The 17,576-nt window shown below is 69.8% G+C and carries 19 protein-coding genes; 13 read left to right on the forward strand and 6 right to left on the reverse strand.

Going from position 1 to position 17,576, the window contains the following annotated elements:
• The first annotated feature begins 5 nt into the window (after window positions 1–5).
• The 4 genes from JGS39_RS29360 to JGS39_RS29370 all read left to right on the forward strand — a co-directional run bounded on the left by JGS39_RS29360 (window position 6) and on the right by JGS39_RS29370 (window position 2,377).
• A complete protein-coding gene (locus JGS39_RS29360) occupies window positions 6–1,292 on the forward strand; it encodes a CynX/NimT family MFS transporter (protein ID WP_219572733.1) in 1,287 nt (428 codons plus the stop codon).
• A gap of 26 nt (window positions 1,293–1,318) precedes the next feature.
• The gene (locus JGS39_RS41530; RefSeq protein ID WP_266786054.1) at window positions 1,319–1,429 is read left to right on the forward strand and encodes an SGM_5486 family transporter-associated protein; all 111 of its coding nucleotides are present in this window, start codon (window positions 1,319–1,321) and stop codon (window positions 1,427–1,429) included.
• Between the two features lie 148 nt (window positions 1,430–1,577).
• Entirely contained in the window at window positions 1,578–1,784 is a 207-nt protein-coding gene (locus JGS39_RS29365) for a hypothetical protein (protein WP_219572704.1), read from the forward strand.
• A gap of 74 nt (window positions 1,785–1,858) precedes the next feature.
• Window positions 1,859–2,377, forward strand: coding sequence for a SixA phosphatase family protein (locus JGS39_RS29370; RefSeq protein ID WP_219572706.1), 519 nt, complete (start codon window positions 1,859–1,861; stop codon window positions 2,375–2,377).
• A 72-nt stretch (window positions 2,378–2,449) separates the two neighbouring features.
• On the opposite strand, the gene serB is transcribed toward JGS39_RS29370, so the two are convergent.
• Window positions 2,450–3,706, reverse strand: a complete 1,257-nt coding sequence (gene serB / locus JGS39_RS29375) for a phosphoserine phosphatase SerB (protein ID WP_219572708.1) — start codon at window positions 3,704–3,706, stop codon at window positions 2,450–2,452.
• Window positions 3,707–3,990: 284 nt separating this feature from the next.
• Between serB and JGS39_RS29380 the strand changes: the two genes are divergently transcribed.
• Complete coding sequence (locus tag JGS39_RS29380; RefSeq protein WP_219572710.1) at window positions 3,991–6,561, forward strand: ABC transporter ATP-binding protein/permease; 2,571 nt, start codon at window positions 3,991–3,993, stop codon at window positions 6,559–6,561.
• 80 nt (window positions 6,562–6,641) lie between these two features.
• On the opposite strand, the gene JGS39_RS29385 is transcribed toward JGS39_RS29380, so the two are convergent.
• Complete coding sequence (locus JGS39_RS29385) at window positions 6,642–7,397, reverse strand: transglycosylase SLT domain-containing protein (protein WP_219572712.1); 756 nt, start codon at window positions 7,395–7,397, stop codon at window positions 6,642–6,644.
• Window positions 7,398–7,853: 456 nt separating this feature from the next.
• On the opposite strand from JGS39_RS29385, the gene JGS39_RS29390 reads away from it, so the two are divergent.
• The 3 genes from JGS39_RS29390 to JGS39_RS29400 all read left to right on the forward strand — a co-directional run bounded on the left by JGS39_RS29390 (window position 7,854) and on the right by JGS39_RS29400 (window position 10,211).
• Entirely contained in the window at window positions 7,854–8,999 is a 1,146-nt protein-coding gene (locus JGS39_RS29390; protein WP_219572714.1) for a GAF domain-containing sensor histidine kinase, read from the forward strand.
• Window positions 8,992–9,636, forward strand: coding sequence for a response regulator (locus JGS39_RS29395; RefSeq protein WP_219572716.1), 645 nt, complete (start codon window positions 8,992–8,994; stop codon window positions 9,634–9,636). The genes JGS39_RS29390 and JGS39_RS29395 overlap by 8 nt, the downstream gene beginning before the upstream one ends.
• Before the next feature lie 323 nt (window positions 9,637–9,959).
• Complete coding sequence (locus tag JGS39_RS29400) at window positions 9,960–10,211, forward strand: chaplin family protein (RefSeq protein ID WP_219572718.1); 252 nt, start codon at window positions 9,960–9,962, stop codon at window positions 10,209–10,211.
• An 80-nt stretch (window positions 10,212–10,291) separates the two neighbouring features.
• On the opposite strand, the gene JGS39_RS29405 is transcribed toward JGS39_RS29400, so the two are convergent.
• On the reverse strand, window positions 10,292–11,071 hold the full coding sequence (locus JGS39_RS29405; protein ID WP_219572720.1) for an Rv1486c family protein: 780 nt from the start codon (window positions 11,069–11,071) through the stop codon (window positions 10,292–10,294).
• A 199-nt stretch (window positions 11,072–11,270) separates the two neighbouring features.
• Between JGS39_RS29405 and JGS39_RS29410 the strand changes: the two genes are divergently transcribed.
• From JGS39_RS29410 to JGS39_RS29425, 4 genes are all read left to right on the forward strand, one after another.
• Window positions 11,271–12,068: an ABC transporter ATP-binding protein gene (locus tag JGS39_RS29410; protein ID WP_148016018.1), complete on the forward strand. Its 798-nt coding sequence runs from the start codon at window positions 11,271–11,273 to the stop codon at window positions 12,066–12,068.
• 80 nt (window positions 12,069–12,148) lie between these two features.
• Window positions 12,149–12,577 (forward strand): NfeD family protein, encoded by a 429-nt coding sequence (locus JGS39_RS29415; RefSeq protein WP_219572721.1) that lies wholly within the window; start codon window positions 12,149–12,151, stop codon window positions 12,575–12,577.
• Between the two features lie 153 nt (window positions 12,578–12,730).
• Window positions 12,731–13,663 carry an SPFH domain-containing protein gene (locus JGS39_RS29420; protein WP_219572723.1) on the forward strand — a complete coding sequence of 311 codons (933 nt, stop codon included), beginning with the start codon at window positions 12,731–12,733 and terminating at the stop codon, window positions 13,661–13,663.
• A gap of 62 nt (window positions 13,664–13,725) precedes the next feature.
• The gene (locus JGS39_RS29425; RefSeq protein ID WP_219572725.1) at window positions 13,726–14,493 is read left to right on the forward strand and encodes a sulfite exporter TauE/SafE family protein; all 768 of its coding nucleotides are present in this window, start codon (window positions 13,726–13,728) and stop codon (window positions 14,491–14,493) included.
• A gap of 60 nt (window positions 14,494–14,553) precedes the next feature.
• Here JGS39_RS29425 and JGS39_RS29430 read toward each other — a convergent pair whose 3' ends face one another.
• From JGS39_RS29430 to JGS39_RS29440, 3 genes are all read right to left on the reverse strand, one after another.
• Complete coding sequence (locus tag JGS39_RS29430; RefSeq protein WP_148016021.1) at window positions 14,554–15,060, reverse strand: HNH endonuclease; 507 nt, start codon at window positions 15,058–15,060, stop codon at window positions 14,554–14,556.
• Between the two features lie 147 nt (window positions 15,061–15,207).
• The gene (locus tag JGS39_RS29435; RefSeq protein WP_219572727.1) at window positions 15,208–15,747 is read right to left on the reverse strand and encodes a YbhB/YbcL family Raf kinase inhibitor-like protein; all 540 of its coding nucleotides are present in this window, start codon (window positions 15,745–15,747) and stop codon (window positions 15,208–15,210) included.
• A gap of 63 nt (window positions 15,748–15,810) precedes the next feature.
• Entirely contained in the window at window positions 15,811–16,593 is a 783-nt protein-coding gene (locus tag JGS39_RS29440) for a sporulation protein (protein WP_219572729.1), read from the reverse strand.
• A gap of 73 nt (window positions 16,594–16,666) precedes the next feature.
• Here JGS39_RS29440 and JGS39_RS29445 point away from each other — a divergent pair, with 73 nt between their 5' ends.
• Window positions 16,667–17,308 carry a DNA-3-methyladenine glycosylase gene (locus tag JGS39_RS29445; protein ID WP_219572731.1) on the forward strand — a complete coding sequence of 214 codons (642 nt, stop codon included), beginning with the start codon at window positions 16,667–16,669 and terminating at the stop codon, window positions 17,306–17,308.
• Window positions 17,309–17,576: the final 268 nt, after the last annotated feature.

Raw genomic sequence — 17,576 nt, forward strand, 5'->3', positions numbered from 1 at the left:
GCCCCATGCATGACGACGCAACCCCTCCCCGGACCCCCACCAGGACGCTGGACCCGGCCGCGCCCGCGGCCCCCCGCATCGAGTCGCCCGCCCGGGCCGCCGGGCCCGCCCCGTGGGTGTTCCGCCTGGTCGCCGTCGGGCTCGTCCTCACCGCGCTCAACCTCCGCCCCGCCATCACCAGCCTCGGCGCACTCCTCGAAGAGGTGCGCGACGGGCTGCACATGAGCGGCAGCGTCGCCGGAGTCCTCACCTCCGTACCGCCGCTCTGTTTCGCGGTCTTCGGCATCATGGCCCCGCGCCTGGCCCGCCGCTTCGGCCCGGGCGCGGTCGTCTGCGCGGGCATGGTCGCCATCACCGCGGGGCTGGTGATCAGGCCCCTCGTCGGCGGCACGGCAGGCTTCCTCGCCGCGAGCGCGCTCGCCCTCATGGGCATCGCCGTCAGCAACGTCCTGATGCCGGTGATCGTCAAGCGCTGGTTCCCGGACCGCGTCGGCTCCATGACCGGCCTCTACTCCATGGCCCTGGCCCTCGGCACCTCGCTGGCCGCGGCCGTGACCGTACCCATGACCGAGGCGATGGGCGGCAGTTGGAAGGCCGGCCTCGGCGTCTGGGCCGCGCTCGCCGCCGTCGCGATCCTGCCGTGGATCCCGCTGGTACGGGACCGCAGCGGCGCCGCCGGACACCCCGCGGCCCACCGGACGGAAGCCCCCGCGCTCCGGATCACCCGCAGCCGCACCGCCTGGGCCCTCGCCTGCTTCTTCGGCCTCCAGGCCACCGCCGCCTACATCACCATGGGGTGGATGCCCCAGATCTTCCGTGACGCCGGGGTCTCGGCCGGTGCGGCGGGCGTCCTGCTCGCCGTCACCATGGCCATGGGCGTGCCGCTCGCCTTCGTCATCCCGAGGGTCGCCGCCCGGATGAAGAACCAGGGACCGATCGTCGTCTTCCTCGGCCTCTGCGGTCTCGTCGGCTACGCCGGTCTCTACCTCGCGCCGTCCGGCGGGGCCTGGGCCTGGGCAGTGCTGCTGGGCATCTCGAACTGCTCCTTCCCGCTCGCCCTCACCATGATCGGCATGCGCTCCCGCAGCGGCGCCGGAGTGGTCAGGCTCTCCGCGTTCGCCCAGTCCACCGGCTACCTCATCTCCATCCCCGGACCGCTCCTGGTCGGCGTGCTCTACCAACACAGCGGCGGCTGGGAGCTGCCGATCGGCCTCATGGCGGCCCTGATGGTGCCCCAGATGGCGATGGGCATCCTGGCAGGCCGGGACCGGACGATCGAGGACGAATGCTGAGATGCGAGACTGGGGCCATGTCTCCTGTGCTCGATCCGAATCCCCAGAACGGTCAGAAGAAGCTGCTCATGGTCTTCGGGGCCATGCTGCTGATCACGGTCGTCATCGGCGTGATCGCCTCCATCGCCTCCCCGTGACGCACGGCTCCCGGCGCGAGGGTGGGGCTGGCCCCACCATCCCCTAGGGGGCCAGGGTCAGGGTGAAGTGGGTGGGTCACCGGATGGGAGCGGCGCCCCCGGATCCGTAGGTTCTGAGTATCGGAATCCAGCACCCACGGAGGCGGACATGCCGGCCCGTACGCACACCCGCTCCACCTGCCCGGACGCCGCCGGGGTCGAGGTCCGGCTGCCGTGGTGGGCCGTCGCGCTGCCCGCGGTCGCCTTCGGCGCGCTTCTCCTGCTGATCGCCGGACCGGGGCAGGCGCACGCCGCCACGGCTGATCCCGCGGTCGGCCGGTTGCTGGAGCGAATCATGGAGCTGCTGACCCCCTGACGTCCGGAGCACGGGGCGGAGGAGCCCTCCAACACCCTGCGCCAGGTGGCACATTTCATGCGAAGCTGAGGTGTATGAGCGTCGATACACCTCGCAGGATCGTCCTTCTCAGGCATGCAAAGGCCGAATGGTCGCAGGACTCCGACCATGAGCGGCCGCTCGCGGAGCGCGGCCGCAAGGATGCCCCCGTGGCAGGCCGCAAACTCGCCGATTCCGGAATCGTCTTCGATCTGGCCCTCTGCTCGACCGCGGTCAGGACGCGCGAGACATGGAAGCTGGCCGTGCACGAGATGCCCGAGCGCCCCAGGACCGTGTACGAGGAGAGGCTCTACGAAGCCTCGCTCGGCGAGCTGATCGCTTTGATCAACGAGACCCCCGACGACGTCCGCGATCTGCTGATCATCGGCCACAACCCGGGCATGCACGCCGTCGCCGACGCCCTGGCGGGCGGGACACAGGGCGACGCCCTGGCCCGGCTGACCCGCAGCGGCTTCCCGACCTCCGCGTTCGCCGTGATCGAGCTCCCCGGCACCTGGAAGAGCGTGGAGCACGGCGTCGGCAAACTCGTCGAGTACTGGACTCCGAACGACTGACCGTCCCGGCTCATGAAAGGGCCCGGGTGCGTACGCCGAAGCGTGCGCACCCGGGCCCTTTCGCGTGCGCCGCTACTCGACGAGGCCGTCGGCGGCCTCGACCTCCTCGCGGGTGATGCCGAGCAGATAGAGCACGGTGTCCAGGAACGGCACGTTCACCGCGGTGTGCGCCGCCTCGCGGACCACCGGCTTGGCGTTGAAGGCGACCCCGAGACCCGCGGTGTTCAGCATGTCCAGGTCGTTCGCCCCGTCACCGATCGCCACCGTCTGCGCCAGCGGCACCCCGGCCTCCGCGGCGAAACTGCGCAGCAGCCGGGCCTTGCCCGCCCGGTCGACGATGTCCCCGGTCACCCGGCCGGTGAGCTTCCCGTCGACGACCTCCAGGGTGTTGGCAGAGGCGAAGTCGAGCCCGAGCCGCTCCTTGAGATCGTCCGTCACCTGCGTGAACCCGCCGGAGACGACGCCCACTTGGTAGCCGAGCCGCTTCAGCGTACGGATCAGGGTGCGGGCACCCGGCGTCAGCCGGACGTCGGCACGCACCTTCTCCACCACCGACACGTCGAGCCCCGCCAGCAGCGCCACCCGCGCGTGCAGCGACTGCTCGAAGTCGAGCTCGCCGCGCATCGCCTGCTCGGTCACGGCGGCGACCTCGGCCTCGCAGCCGGCATGGGCCGCGAAGAGTTCGATGACCTCGTCCTGGATGAGCGTCGAGTCGACGTCCATCACGACGAGCCGCTGCGCCCGACGGCTCAGCCCGGCCGAGACGACCGCCACGTCGACGCCGATCCCGGCCGCCTCGACGGCCAGCGCGGTGCGCAGCGCCTCGGTCCCGGTGCCCGACACCGCGAACTCGACGGCCGTGACCGGATACTTCGCCAGCCGGAAGATACGGTCGATGTTTCCGCCGGTCGAGGTGATCGTGGCCGCTATGGCCGCGGTCGACTCGGCGGTCAGCGGATGCCCGAGCACCGTCACATGGGAACGGCCGTCGCCGCGCGGACGGTTGTCGCCCGTGCCGGAGATGATCTCGGCCTGCAGCTTCAGCGACTCGGCCCAGCTGTGCACGGTGGCACGCAGGTCGCCCTCGGTGGTCCCGCCCGCGGTCGGGGCGGTGACCAGCGCGCACAGGACGATACGGCCACGGGTGACGACCTGCTCGATGTCGACGACATCGACCGAGTAGGCAGCGAGGGTGTCGAAGAGCCCGGCGGTGATGCCGGGCCGGTCCTTACCGAAGATCTTTACCAGAAGGGTCGGCGTGTCTGCGTCCCGACGTGACTCAGGAGGCTCAGGGGACAGCGGGGACTGAGGGGGCTGAGATGCGCTCATGGTGCTCCCACCGTATCGGTCCGCGGTACGCCCCCGACGGCCCGTCCCGAGGACCGGACAGCAGGCCCGGTGCCGGGGATACTCGCCTTCGGCGCGGTCTGCGACGTCTTGCCGGCTGTTGTGGTGATAGCCGGTGCTTTGGTCCGGGTCGTTCGCAACGGTGCGGTCTCGGTTCGGTCAACCTCCCGCCCGGCTTTCGCATCGGGGACTGCTCCTGGAATAGTTCCCCACGATGTTCAGCATCCCTAGACTCCCTGCAACGGGGGTAATTCGGGGGACAACTAGTGGGGCGCGGAGTGCCGGAACTCGTACTGGAATTGAATGGCAGGACCTGGACGCTCGATCCGTCCAGGTCGTACACCCTCGGGCGGGATCCGCAGGGCGACATGACGATCGACGACGCCAGAGTGTCGTGGCGGCACGCCACGATCAGCTGGAGCGGACGCGGTTGGTTCATCGAGGACCACGGCAGTACCAACGGCACGTATGTGCAGGGCCAGCGGATCCACCAGATGGAGATCGGGCCCGGCTCCACCGTGAACCTGGGCAACGCCACCGACGGCCCCCGGCTGAGCCTCAGCGGCGCCGACGCGTACAGCGGGCAGGCGGCCGCCGGCGCCCAGGCCCCGGCCCAGCAGCCGCAGCAGGCGCCGCAGCAGCAGCCGTACCCGGGACCGCACCAGCCGGGACCGGGCGGGCAGCAGCCGCCGGCCCAGCAGCAGGCGTGGCCGCAGCAGCCCCAGGCCCAGCCGCAGCAGCCCCATGTGCCGCAGCAGCAGGGCATGGCACCGGCACCTCACGGAGTCGGCCCGGGCGGCGCGGCGGGGGCGCCGCCCGTGTACGGCGACCGCAGCCCGACCACGTTCCACCAGCTGGCGCTCGGCCGGGTGATGCGGATCGGCCGTGCGCTGGAGAACGAGCTGGTCGTCTCCGACCTCCAGGTCTCGCGCCACCACGCCGAGTTCAATGCGACACCCGACGGCCGGTTCGAGATCCGCGACCTCGGTTCCCACAACGGCACGTACGTCAACGGCCAGCCGCTCTCGAAGTCCGGCTCGGCGCTGATCGGCCCGAACGACATCGTCGGCGTCGGTCACTCGACCTTCCGGCTGGTCGGCGACCGGCTCGAGGAGTTCGTCGACACCGGTGAGGTCTCCTTCGCCGCCCGCCACCTCACGGTGACGGTCGACGGCGGGAAGCAGATCCTCAAGGACGTCTCGTTCGGCGTCCCGGAGAAGTCGCTGATCGGCGTCATCGGCCCGTCCGGTTCCGGAAAGTCCACCCTGCTCAAGGCGCTCACCGGCTACCGGCCCGCCAACCAGGGCGACGTCCTCTACGACAACCGGAACCTCTACAAGCAGTTCGCCGAGCTGCGCCAGCGCATCGGCCTGGTCCCGCAGGACGACATCCTGCACAAGGAACTGACCGTCACCCGGGCACTCAAGTACGCCGCCAAGCTCCGCTTCCCCGCGGACACCACGGAGGCCGAGCGCCAGGCCCGGATCCACGAGGTCCTCGCCGAGCTCAAGCTCGACATCCACAAGGACAAGAAGGTCACCTCCCTCTCCGGTGGCCAGCGCAAGCGCGTCTCCGTGGCCCTGGAGCTGCTGACCAAGCCCTCGCTGATCTTCCTCGACGAGCCGACCTCCGGCCTCGACCCGGGCATGGACCGCGATGTCATGCAGCTGCTGCGCGGCCTGGCCGACGACGGACGTACCGTCCTGGTCGTCACGCACTCGGTCGCCGAGCTCGCCATCTGCGACAAGCTCCTGGTGATGGCGCCCGGCGGTTCCGTCGCCTACTTCGGCCCGCCGGAGGAAGCGCTCAACTTCTTCGGCTACAGCACCTGGGCCGACGTCTTCTCCGCGTTCGAGAACTACCGCGACTACGACTGGTCGGGCCGCTGGCGCGGCTCGCAGCACTACCAGATGTACGCCGCGGACATCGACGCCGTCGCCGCGCAGCCCGTGCACATGCCGCCGCACCAGCAGATGCGCCCGCCGAAGCCGCAGGGCTGGATGACCCAGCTGTGGACGCTGATGCGCCGCTACGTCTCGGTGATCGCGTCCGACAAGGGCTTCATGGGCCTGATGGTGATCCTGCCCGCGGTGCTCGGCATCGTCAGCGTGGTCATCCCCGCCGACTTCGGCCTCGCCCCGCCGAAGCCGCCGTCCCGGTTCAACGGCGACGCGGGCACGATCATGCTGATCCTGGTGATCGGCATGACCTTCTCCGCCGCGGCCAACTCCGTACGGGAGCTGATCAAGGAACGGGTCATCTACGAACGGGAACGGGCCACCGGCCTCTCCCGCTCGGCCTACCTGATGTCCAAGGTGATCGTGCTCGGCGTGATCACGGCCATCCAGGGCGTCATCATCTGCGGCATCGGCTTCGCCACCCGCGATCTGCCCGCCGAGGGCCTGATCATGCCGCCGGCCATCGAGCTCTGCGTGACGATCATCGCGCTCGGCTTCACCTCGATGATGTTCGGCCTGGTGATCTCCTCGCTGGTCAAGACCTCCGAGAAGACCATGCCGCTGCTGGTCATGTTCGCGATCGTCCAGGTCGTCTTCACCGGCATCCTCTTCCAGGTGTACGGATCGCCCGGTCTGGAACAGTTCGCCTGGCTGATGCCGTCCCGCTGGGCCATCGCGGGCGCGGGCTCCACGCTCGACCTCGCCCACCTGATGCCGCCGTGGGACCAGAAGAACCCCACGGACCTGGACCCGCTGTGGGAGCACTCGGCCGGACAGTGGGGGATGAACGTCGCGGTGCTGCTGGTCCTCGGCATCATCTGCGGGGTGGCGGTCGCGCGACTGCTGCGCCGCCACGAGCCCGAGGTCATGCGCAAGTAGCGGCCCGCCCCTGTACACAGCACGACGCCGAAGGGCGGCACCCCACGGGGTGCCGCCCTTCGGCGTCGTTCAGGAACTGCTCAGTACGCGCTGTCGACGTTGTCGATCGAGCCGTACTTGTCGGCGGCGTAGTTGGCCGCGGCGGTCAGGTTGGCGACCGGGTCGTACTGGGTGTGGGGGGTGCCGTTGACGTGGTAGTAGTCGAAGGTCGGCTTGATGATCTGCAGCAGACCGATCGACGGCACGCCGTTCTGGGCGTTGATGTCCCAGTCGTTGATGGCGTTCGGGTTGCCGCTGGACTCACGGATGATGTTGCGGTGCAGTCCCTCGTACGTGCCCGGGATGCCCTTCTCCTTCATGATGGACAAGGACTCCTTGATCCAGCCGTCCAGGTTGTTCGCGTACACGGGGGCACGGGACTCGGAGCGGCTGGCAGCGTGCGAGCTGCGCTTCTCGGCGGCCTTCTTGGCCTTCCACTTCGCGACGGCCTTCTCCTTCGCCTTCTTGGCGTCGGCCTTGGCGACGGCGTCGACCTTCGCCTGGACGGCGGCGGCCTTCTTGGCCTTCGCGGCGTCGGAGGCCTTGACCAGCTGCTCGGCGGTGGAGTGCTGCTCGAGGATGCTGTTCTGGATGGTCCGGGCCTGCGGAGCGCCGGCGCCGGACCCGAAGACGACGGGGCTTGCGGAGAGAGCCTGCGGCTCGGTCTCGGCCGCGGCGTTACCCGGCACCAGGGACAAGGAGAGGGCAGCGGCGGCGACGGCGGAGATGCCGGCGGCGGAGAGCTTCTGGGTCTTGTTCAGGTTACGGATACGGCCGGGAATGCGGGACGCGGACATACAGGCATACCTCTTCGAATCGCGGAAGGTCCTCACGGAGGACGAAGACGGGAGGCGACTTCGCTTCTCCGTCGGGGACGAGTGCAATTGTTAGCGGCAGCAAAACGGCGTGGCAAAGGTGTGACGTACGAAGCCAGGTAGTGGAACAGGACGGCGTTGGGAGCCTCCGACCCCTGCCCATGACCACCCAAATCGCCCTTATCGCTCCACTAGAGGGCTTCGTAAGTGACGTGGGTCCTATGCGTGGCCTCACATCGGGCAGGTAACAAACTCACCGTCCGTTGCTCCAGCAATGCGGAATGTTAGATTCCGGGTGGTGGATCGACCGGGAGTCTTGGGGGACGCTCCCGGGACCCGCGGGGGAGCGGCTCGGCTCATGGTCCTAGTCCCGGAGCCCCGGTCAGGGCCGCCCACAGGCCGATACGGGACGGGCGGGCCCGCCGGTACCGTGAGGCCATGAGCCATCGCCCACCGTCGGGCCTCGCTGCGGTGAGTGCCGCGCTGCTCGCCATGAGCCGGCACCTCGAAATGCGGGACGTCCTGAAAACGATCGTCGCGTCGGCCCGTGAACTGCTGGACGCCGAGTACGCGGCGCTCGGGGTGCCCGACGACCACGGCGGCTTCGCCCAGTTCGTCGTCGACGGCGTCAGCGACGAGCAGTGGAAGGCCATCGGCCCGCTCCCGCGGCAGCACGGCATCCTCGCCGCGATGCTCCACGAGGCGAAGCCCGAGCGCCTGGCCGATGTCCGCGAGGACCCGCGCTTCGAGGGCTGGCCGGCCGCCCACCCCGACATGTCCGACTTCCTCGGGCTGCCGATCAGGGACGGCGACGACATCATCGGCGCCCTCTTCCTCGCCAACAAGCGCTGCCCGAAGCCCGAGGGCACCTGCGGATTCACCGCGGAGGACGAGGAACTGCTGGGGATCCTCGCCCAGCACGCCGCGATCGCCCTCACCAACGCCCGGCTGTACGAGCGCAGCCGCGAGCTGACCATCGCCGAGGAACGCTCCCGGCTCGCCCACGAGCTGCACGACGCGGTCAGCCAGAAGCTCTTCTCCCTCCGGCTCACCGCCCAGGCCGCCGCCGCCCTGGTCGACCGCGACCCGGCCCGCGCCAAGGGCGAGCTCCAGCAGGTCGCCGCCCTGGCGGCCGAGGCCGTGGACGAGCTGCGTGCCGCCGTCGTCGAACTGCGCCCCGCAGGCCTCGACGAGGACGGTCTCGTCGCCACCCTCCGGACCCAGATCCAGGTCCTGGACCGTGCCCACACCGCCCGCGTCACCTTCGCGAGCGCGGCGGTACGGGCGCTGCCGGCCGCCCAGGAGGAGGCGCTGCTCCGGGTCTCCCAGGAGGCCCTGCACAACGCGCTGCGCCACTCCGGGGCCGGACACGTCGACGTCACCCTCACCCGCCGCGACGGCGGCACGGTGCTCCGGATCTCGGACGACGGCCACGGCTTCGATCCGGCGGCCACCCGCCGGGCGGGCAGGCACCTGGGCCTCGTCTCGATGCGGGACCGCGCCGACGGCGTCGGCGGCAAGCTCACCGTTGAATCGGCGCCCGGCAAGGGCACCACGATCGAGATGGAGGTGCCCGGTGGCTGACAGGCTCATCAGGGTGCTGCTGGTCGACGACCACCAGGTGGTCCGCCGCGGTCTGCGCACGTTCCTGGAGATCCAGGACGACATAGAGGTCGTCGGCGAGGCTGCCGACGGCGCCGAAGGGGTGGCCAGGACGGAGGAGCTGCGGCCCGACGTGGTGCTGATGGACATCAAGATGCCGGGCACCGACGGCATCGAGGCCCTGCGCAGGCTCCGCGAACTGGAGAACCCGGCCAAGGTCCTGATCGTCACCAGCTTCACCGAACAGCGCACCGTCGTCCCCGCCCTGCGCGCCGGTGCCTCCGGCTACGTGTACAAGGACGTCGACCCGGACGCACTGGCCGGCGCCATCCGCTCCGTGTACGCGGGCCACGTCCTGCTCCAGCCCGAAGTGGCCGGTGCCCTGCTGGCCCAGGACGACCCGGGCAGCGGCACGGGCCGGGGGAGCACCCTCACCGAGCGGGAGCGGGAGGTGCTGGGCCTGATCGCCGACGGCAGGTCGAACCGGGAGATCGCGCGGGCCCTGGTGCTCTCCGAGAAGACGGTCAAGACACACGTCTCGAACATCCTGATGAAGCTGGACCTCTCCGACCGCACCCAGGCAGCGCTCTGGGCGGTCCGGCACGGGGCGGCAGGCTGAACGGGCGGCGGCTCCGGGCAGCCGGACCGGATGACCGAAACAGGCGGCCGGTCCGGGCGACAGATCCGCGCGGCCGAAACAGCTGACAGGAACAGCTGACCGACCGGAACAGCTGACCGGAACGGCTGACGGAAACGGCTGACGGAAACGGCGGACCGGAACAGCCGGCTGCAACGGCTGACCGAATCCGGGCGTCACCCTCCGGGTCCGGCTTTCACACTCCCGTGTGTACGTCACCCGAACGGCGCATCCTCTTCCGGCCCGGGGCGTTCTTCATGGCGTGCTGCGGCGGCCGGCCGCAGCGACGCTAGGAGGATCCTGAAGTGAAGAACCTGAAGAAGGCTGCCGCCGTCACCATGATCGCCGGTGGCATCATCGCCGCCGGTGCCGGCGCGGCCTCCGCCACCGGTCACAGCGGTGCCGGCGCGCACGGTGTCGCGGCCCACTCCCCGGGTGTGGCCAGCGGCAACCTCGTCCAGGTCCCGGTCCACGTCCCGGTGAACGTGGTCGGCAACACCGTCAACGTGATCGGCCTGCTCAACCCGGCCTTCGGCAACTTCGGCCTGAACGGCTGACGCGCCGCACCCACGGCGATGCCGCCGTCCGGCCCCACTCGGGACCGGGCGGCGGCATCACGCCGTCTGGCCCCGCGCGCCTAGCGCGCCCGCTCCTCCACATACGCGTTGTACGCCGCCACCTGGGCCCGCCGGGCCACCCGCTCCACCGGCCGCAGCGCCTCGCCCCGCGCCGCCATCTCCGACGCGCTCACCGCACCGCCGTGCCCGTTCTCGTACGCCACCGAGACCAGCAGCCCGACCCGCTGCGCCAGCTCCAGCACCCGCACCGCCCGCGGCGGATACCCCGGGGCGAGCACCTCGCGCCCCCGCTCCGCCCGGGCCCGGTACGCGTCCACCGCCGCTTCGGCCACCGGCCCCGACCCGGCCACATCGAGCCGTGACAGCAGCGCCGTCGCATCCCGCAACGCCTCGGCGAGCTCCCGCTCCGCCTCGCCCAGCGACGGCACATCGGCGGGCGGAGCCTCGCGCACCGCCAGGCACTGCCACACCACATCGACGTGGAGGTCCCCGGCGGGCCCCGCCTCCCGCACCTCGGGCACCAGCCCGTACGGCGCACCGAAGGTGACCACGGCCTCCTCGGCCTCCAGAGCCCGGGCATTGAAGTCCGCCGGGCCGCTGAGGCCCAGCAGATGCCCGGGAACCGGCAGCGCGACGCGGAAGCCCGTCACCCCCAGCCCGCGCAGCCGCCCCAGGGCGAGCGTGAGACCGACCGGTCCCGCCTCACCCGGCAGCCCCTCGACGCGGTGCACCGCGTCCTGTCCGACAATGGCGAGCGCCGCGTCGTCAGGCGACACGAGCCCGGCCAGCAATGCGTTGCCCCAAGCGGCCAGCAGCCCTGAGCGTGGTTCCGAAAGCATGGCGACAGCCTAGGGAACGCACCCCGGCCCTGTCCTCACCCTCCACCGACCCGGCCCCTGCCGGACCGGGACGGTGCGCCCGGGGCCGCGACGACGGGCCCAGCGCCTGAAGCGCTCGCGCAGTGGCGTAGGTTTTCCCTGGGAGCTGTGCCTACAGGCACGCGACGATCTCGAGACTGCATGGGGAGACAACGCGCTCATGAGCGATGTACTGGAGCTGGTGGACGTATCAGTGGTCCGCGACGGACGCGCTCTGGTGGACGATGTCTCCTGGTCGGTCAAGGAGGGGGAGCGCTGGGTCATCCTCGGCCCGAACGGCGCCGGCAAGACCACCCTCCTCAACATCGCGTCCAGCTACCTCTTCCCGACCAAGGGCACCGCCACGGTCCTCGGCGAGCAGCTCGGCGGCGTCGGCACCGACGTCTTCGACCTGCGCCCCCGCATCGGCATCGCGGGCGTCGCCATGGCCGAGAAGCTGCCCAGGCGCCAGACCGTGCTGCAGACGGTGCTCACCGCCGCGTACGGCATGACCGCCACCTGGAACGAGAACTACGACAAGGTCGACGAGGACCGCGCCCGCGCCTTCCTCGACCGGCTCGGCATGACCGAATACCTCGACCGGAAGTTCGGCACCCTGTCCGAGGGCGAGCGCAAGCGCACCCTGATCGCCCGCGCCATGATGACCGACCCCGAGCTGCTCCTCCTCGACGAGCCGGCTGCCGGTCTCGACCTCGGCGGCCGCGAGGACCTGGTCCGCCGCCTCGGCCGGCTGGCCCGCGACCCGTACGCGCCCTCCATGATCATGGTGACCCACCACGTCGAGGAGATCGCCCCCGGCTTCACCCACGTCCTGATGATCCGTCAGGGCAAGGTCCTCGCCGCCGGCCCCATGGAGACCGAACTCAGCTCCCGCAACCTCTCCCTCTGCTTCGGCCTGCCGCTCGTCGTCGAGCACCAGGGCGACCGGTACACGGCCCGCGGACTGCCGCTCGGCTGAGGGGCGTTGTTCCCGGCACCCGCCGGACCCGACCGCTCGCGCACTGTCCCCGGAGGGACTCCCGGTCATACGATGACTACGTGGACATCGACGCGTGGGTGTGGTGGCTGATCGGCGCGGTGGGACTGGGCATCCCCCTCGTCCTGACCGCGATGCCCGAGTTCGGCATGTTCGCCGTCGGAGCGGTCGTCGCGGCGGTCGTCGCGGCCCTCGGCGGTGGAGTCGTGGCCCAGGTCCTGGTCTTCGTCATCGTCTCGGTGGCCCTCATCGCCGTGGTCCGTCCGATCGCCAACCGGCATCGCGCGGACCGGCCCCACCTGGCCACCGGCATCGACGCGCTGAAGGGCCGTCAGGCCGTCGTGCTGGAACGGGTCGACGGCAGCGGCGGCCGGATCAAGCTGGCCGGGGAGATCTGGTCGGCCCGCGCACTCGACGCGGAGCTCAGCTTCGAACCGGGCCAACAGGTCGATGTCGTCGACATCGACGGGGCGACTGCCGTCGTCATGTGACCGAACGGCCCCCACAGCAGCGCCCGTTCTGCGAGACTCGATGTCGATCATCATGGAATCCGGACCGGCAGGACAACCGACCTGACCCACGGCCCATCCGATCTCGACCTCGCTCATCGCGATCCGTCGGCAACCGAAGGGCACGAGGAAACGATGCAACCGATCATCATCGTCCTGATCATTCTGGTGGTGCTCGTCTTCATCGCCCTGATCAAGACGATCCAGGTCATCCCCCAGGCCAGCGCCGCCATCGTGGAACGTTTCGGCCGGTACACCCGCACCCTCAACGCAGGGCTGAACATCGTCGTCCCGTTCATCGACTCGATCCGCAACCGGATCGACCTGCGTGAACAGGTCGTCCCCTTCCCGCCGCAGCCGGTGATCACCCAGGACAACCTGGTCGTCAACATCGACACGGTCATCTACTACCAGGTGACCGACGCCAGGGCGGCGACGTACGAGGTCGCCAGCTACATCCAGGCCATCGAGCAGCTCACCGTCACCACGCTCCGCAACATCATCGGCGGCATGGACCTGGAGCGGACCCTGACCTCCCGCGAGGAGATCAACGCCGCGCTGCGCGGAGTCCTCGACGAGGCCACCGGCAAGTGGGGCATCCGCGTCAACCGCGTCGAACTGAAGGCGATCGAGCCGCCCACCTCCATCCAGGACTCGATGGAGAAGCAGATGCGCGCCGACCGTGACAAGCGCGCCGCGATCCTCCAGGCCGAAGGCACGCGCCAGTCGGCGATCCTCACCGCGGAGGGCGAGAAGCAGTCCGCGATCCTGCGCGCCGAGGGTGAGGCCAAGGCGGCCGCCCTGCGCGCGGAGGGCGAGGCCCAGGCCGTCCGTACGGTCTTCGAGGCGATCCACGCCGGCGACCCGGACCAGAAGCTCCTCTCGTACCAGTACCTCCAGATGCTCCCGAAGATCGCCGAGGGCGACGCCAACAAGCTGTGGATCGTGCCCAGCGAGATCGGCGACGCGCTCAAGGGCCTCAGCGGCGCCTTCGGAAACCTCGGCACCGGCATGCCCGGCTTCGACACCGGCGGCAAGGAGCGACGCGAGCAGCCCCCGGTCGACTGACGCGTACATCCCCTCGTGCATGATCAGTGCACCAAGCACCGATCATGCACGGGGGATTCGACATGAACACCTGGGAGATGCTCGCCGTCTTCGTAGCGGGTATCAGCGCGGGCACGATCAACACGATCGTCGGCTCCGGGACGCTGATCACCTTCCCGGTGCTGCTCGCCACCGGCCTGCCCCCGGTGACCGCGACGGTCTCCAACGCACTCGGCCTGATCCCCGGCTCCATCAGCGGCGCGATCGGCTACCGCAAGGAACTACAGGGACAGCGCCGCCGCGTGCTCAAGCTCTCCGCCGGCGCCCTGATCGGCGGCCTCACCGGCGCCACCCTGCTGCTGAAGCTGCCGTCGACCGCCTTCGAGACCATCGTCCCGATCCTGGTCGCTCTCGCCCTCGCCCTGGTCATCCTGCAACCGCGCATCAGCAAAGCGGTCCAGCGCCGCCGCGAACACACCGGTGCCATAGCCCGCTCCGACGGCGGCCCGCTGCTCTTCGTCGGCCTGATGCTCGCCAGCGTGTACGGCGGCTACTTCACCGCCGCGCAGGGGATCATCTACCTCTCCCTGATGGGCATGCTGCTCGACGACACCATGCAGCGCCTCAACGCCGTGAAGAACGTCCTGGCGGCCGTCGTCAACAGCATCGCCGCGCTCTTCTTCCTCTTCGTCGCGGACTTCGACTGGACGGCCGTCGTGCTGATCGCCGTCGGGTCCGCGCTCGGCGGCCAGATCGGCGCCAAGATCGGCCGCCGGCTCAGCCCGACGTTCCTGCGCGCCCTCATCGTCACGGTCGGCACGGCCGCCATCGTCCAGTTGCTGCTCCGCTGACGCGCGGAAGCCCACCCCTCACCGAAGCGGGCTTCCCCTACATCACCGGGCGTACGGCAGCTACGCCGCGGACTGCGCCAGCCACTCCGGCAGCGCCGACCGGTCGCCGGCCCCCAGCGCCAGCAGCATCGCGTCCGCGGGCGACGGCACGAACGGCTGCCTCAGCAGCGGCATCCCCGCCTGCTCCGGCGTACGCGCAGCCTTGCGGTGGTTGTCCTCGGCGCAGGAGGCCACCGTGTTGAGCCACGTGTCCTGACCGCCCTGGGCCCGCGGCACCACGTGGTCGACGGTGCTCGCCCGCCGCCCGCAGTACGCGCACCGGTGCTGGTCCCGGATCAGTACACCCCTTCTGGACCACGGTGCCTGTCTTCGGAACGGCACCCGTACGTACCGGCAGAGCCTGATCACCCGGGGCACCGGGATGTCCACGGCGGCACCACGCATACGAAGATCGGGATGCGACTGTTCGACGACGGCCTTGTCCTGAAGGATCAGCACCACCGCACGGTTCAGCGTCACTGTCGACAGCGGCTCGAAGCTCGCGTTCAGCACCAGTGTGTCCCGCATTTCGCCCACCTCCCGTGTGCCGCCCGCCCCCTGGCAGGCCCGGATCAACTCTGGCCGGGCCGGCCGTGATGGACAACGCAATAAAAAATGCCCTGCCCTGATCTCTCCAAGACCAGGGCAGGGCAAACAGGGGTGGAACCTTCGGCTTCACTCGCTCGCGGCGGGCTCCGCGTACTCACCGATCAGCTGGGCACGGCCCAGCGTGTGGAACCGCAGGTTGAAGCCGACCGCCGCGGGAGAGGTGTCGCTGTCGGGACCGAGCTTCTCGCTGTCCACCGCGTACACGGTGAACACATAGCGGTGGTTCTCGCCGGCCGGCGGAGCGGCTCCGCCGAACTCCTTCGACCCGTAGTCGTTACGGGCCTGCACGGCGCCGGCGGGCAGTCCCTCGAACGTCCCGCTGCCCGCGCCCGCCGGCAGTTCCGTGACCGACGCCGGGATGTCGAAGAGCACCCAGTGCCAGAACCCGCTGCCCGTCGGGGCATCCGGATCGAAGCACGTCACGGCGAAACTCTTCGTACCCGCGGGGAACCCCTCCCACCGCAGCTGCGGCGAGGTGTTCCCCGCAGCGTGGACCTGTGCGTCCGCTAGCACGGCCCCCGGCGCGAGGTCCTCGCTCACCACGGTGAACGACGGGACCTCGGGATGGAAGTCGTGCGGCAGCGGGGCCCTCTTCGGCTCGGTCACGTCAGCACCTCTCCTGATCGGTTCAGCTCTCGGAAGGTTCGGAAGGTCTCCTGCCCTCCGACCCTAGAGCCAGTTGCGCTGCCCACCGACCTGCGCCAGCCACTGATTCAGGTACGCCGCCCAGTCGGTCCCCTGGAAGTCGTTCAGACCCACCTTGAACGCACGGTACGAGTCGCTGCCCTCACTGAAGAGCCCCGGCTTCTTGTCCATCTCCAGAATGACGTCCATCTCGCGGTCGTCCGCGACGAACGTCAGCTCGACCTGGTTCAGCCCCCGGTACTGCGACGGCGGGAAGAACTCGATCTCCTGGTAGAACGGCAGCCGCTGACGCGTGCCGCGGATGTGGCCGCGCTCCATGTCCGCGCTGCGGAAGCCGAAGCCCAGCTGCCCGAAGGCGTCCAGGATGGCCTGCTGCGCCGGCAGCGGGTGCACGTTGATGGGGTCGAGGTCGCCCGAGTCCAGCGCCCTTGCGATCTCCAGCTCCGTGGTCACCCCGATGTTCATGCCGTGCAGGTGCTGGCCCGCGAACATCGTGATCGGCGTCTCCCACGGGATCTCGAGCCCGAACGGCACGACGTGCACCGCACCCGCCCGCACCTCGAAGGCGCCACCGAGGCGCAGCTTGGTGAACTCGATGTCCTGCTTGGTCTCCTGGTCCTGCCCCTCGACCTCGACCCGGGCCTGCAGGCCGACGGAGAGCCCCTCGACCTGCTGGTCCACGGACCCGCCCTGGATCCGCACCTCGCCCTGGACGACCCCACCCGGTACGACGTTGAGCTCGGTCAGCTCCGTCTCCACCGAGGCGCCACCGGCACCCATACTCGCGAGCAGCCGCTTGAAGCCCATGTTTTCTCCTCCTAGGTCCTGACCCCTACATACGCGCCATGACCGTAGTCGGTTCCCGGTAACCTCGGACGTCATGATCGATGGCGAGGACCGTACGCCGCTGACGCGGGACTTCTTCGACCGCCCCGTACTGGAGGTGGCACCGGATCTCCTGGGCCGCATCCTGGTCCGCAGCACGCCGGACGGCCCGATCGAGGTTCGCCTCACCGAGGTCGAGGCGTACGCGGGAGAGATCGACCCGGGCTCCCACGCCTTCCGAGGCCGGACGCGGCGCAACGGCGTCATGTACGGGCCCCCCGGCCACGCGTACGTCTACTTCACCTATGGCATGTGGCACTGCCTCAACCTGGTGTGCGGCCCGGAGGGCATGGCGAGCGGAGTCCTCCTCAGGGCCGGCGACATCGGCACGGGCGCCGACCTCGCCCGCAAACGTCGATTCTCGGCCCGCAACGACCGGGAACTGGCCAAAGGACCGGCCCGCCTCGCGACGGCGCTGGACATCGACCGGGCACTCGACGGCACCGACGCCATCGCCCGCCCCGGTGCACACCTCTCCGTACTGCACGGCACTCCGCCACCCCGCGACCAGGTACGCAGCGGTCCGCGCACGGGGGTGGGGGGCGATGGAGCGGTACACCCGTGGCGCTTCTGGATCGACGGGGACCCCACGGTGAGCCCGTATCGCGCCCACGCACCACGCCGGCGGTCAACTTGACTCGCCCTTGGGGGACGCCTAATGTAGTCCGAGCCGCTTGACACGGGTACAGCTTTTGGTTCGGTCCATCGGATCGCACGCCGGGCAACTCGAAGCGGCCAACCACTACCTACGACTCACCCTTGAGGGTGCGGATTTCGGCATGCCGAAATCCTTTCCCACGACTCGATTATGAGCTACTGGGGAAATCGGCTAAAGTAGTGGACACGCCGAAAGGGAAACGCGAAAGCGAATTCCTCAAAGGCGGGAAATGCGAAACCCGCTTCGA

The sequence above is a fragment of the Streptomyces poriferorum genome, assembly GCF_019399235.1.
GTDB classification, from domain to species: Bacteria; Actinomycetota; Actinomycetes; order Streptomycetales; family Streptomycetaceae; genus Streptomyces; species Streptomyces poriferorum.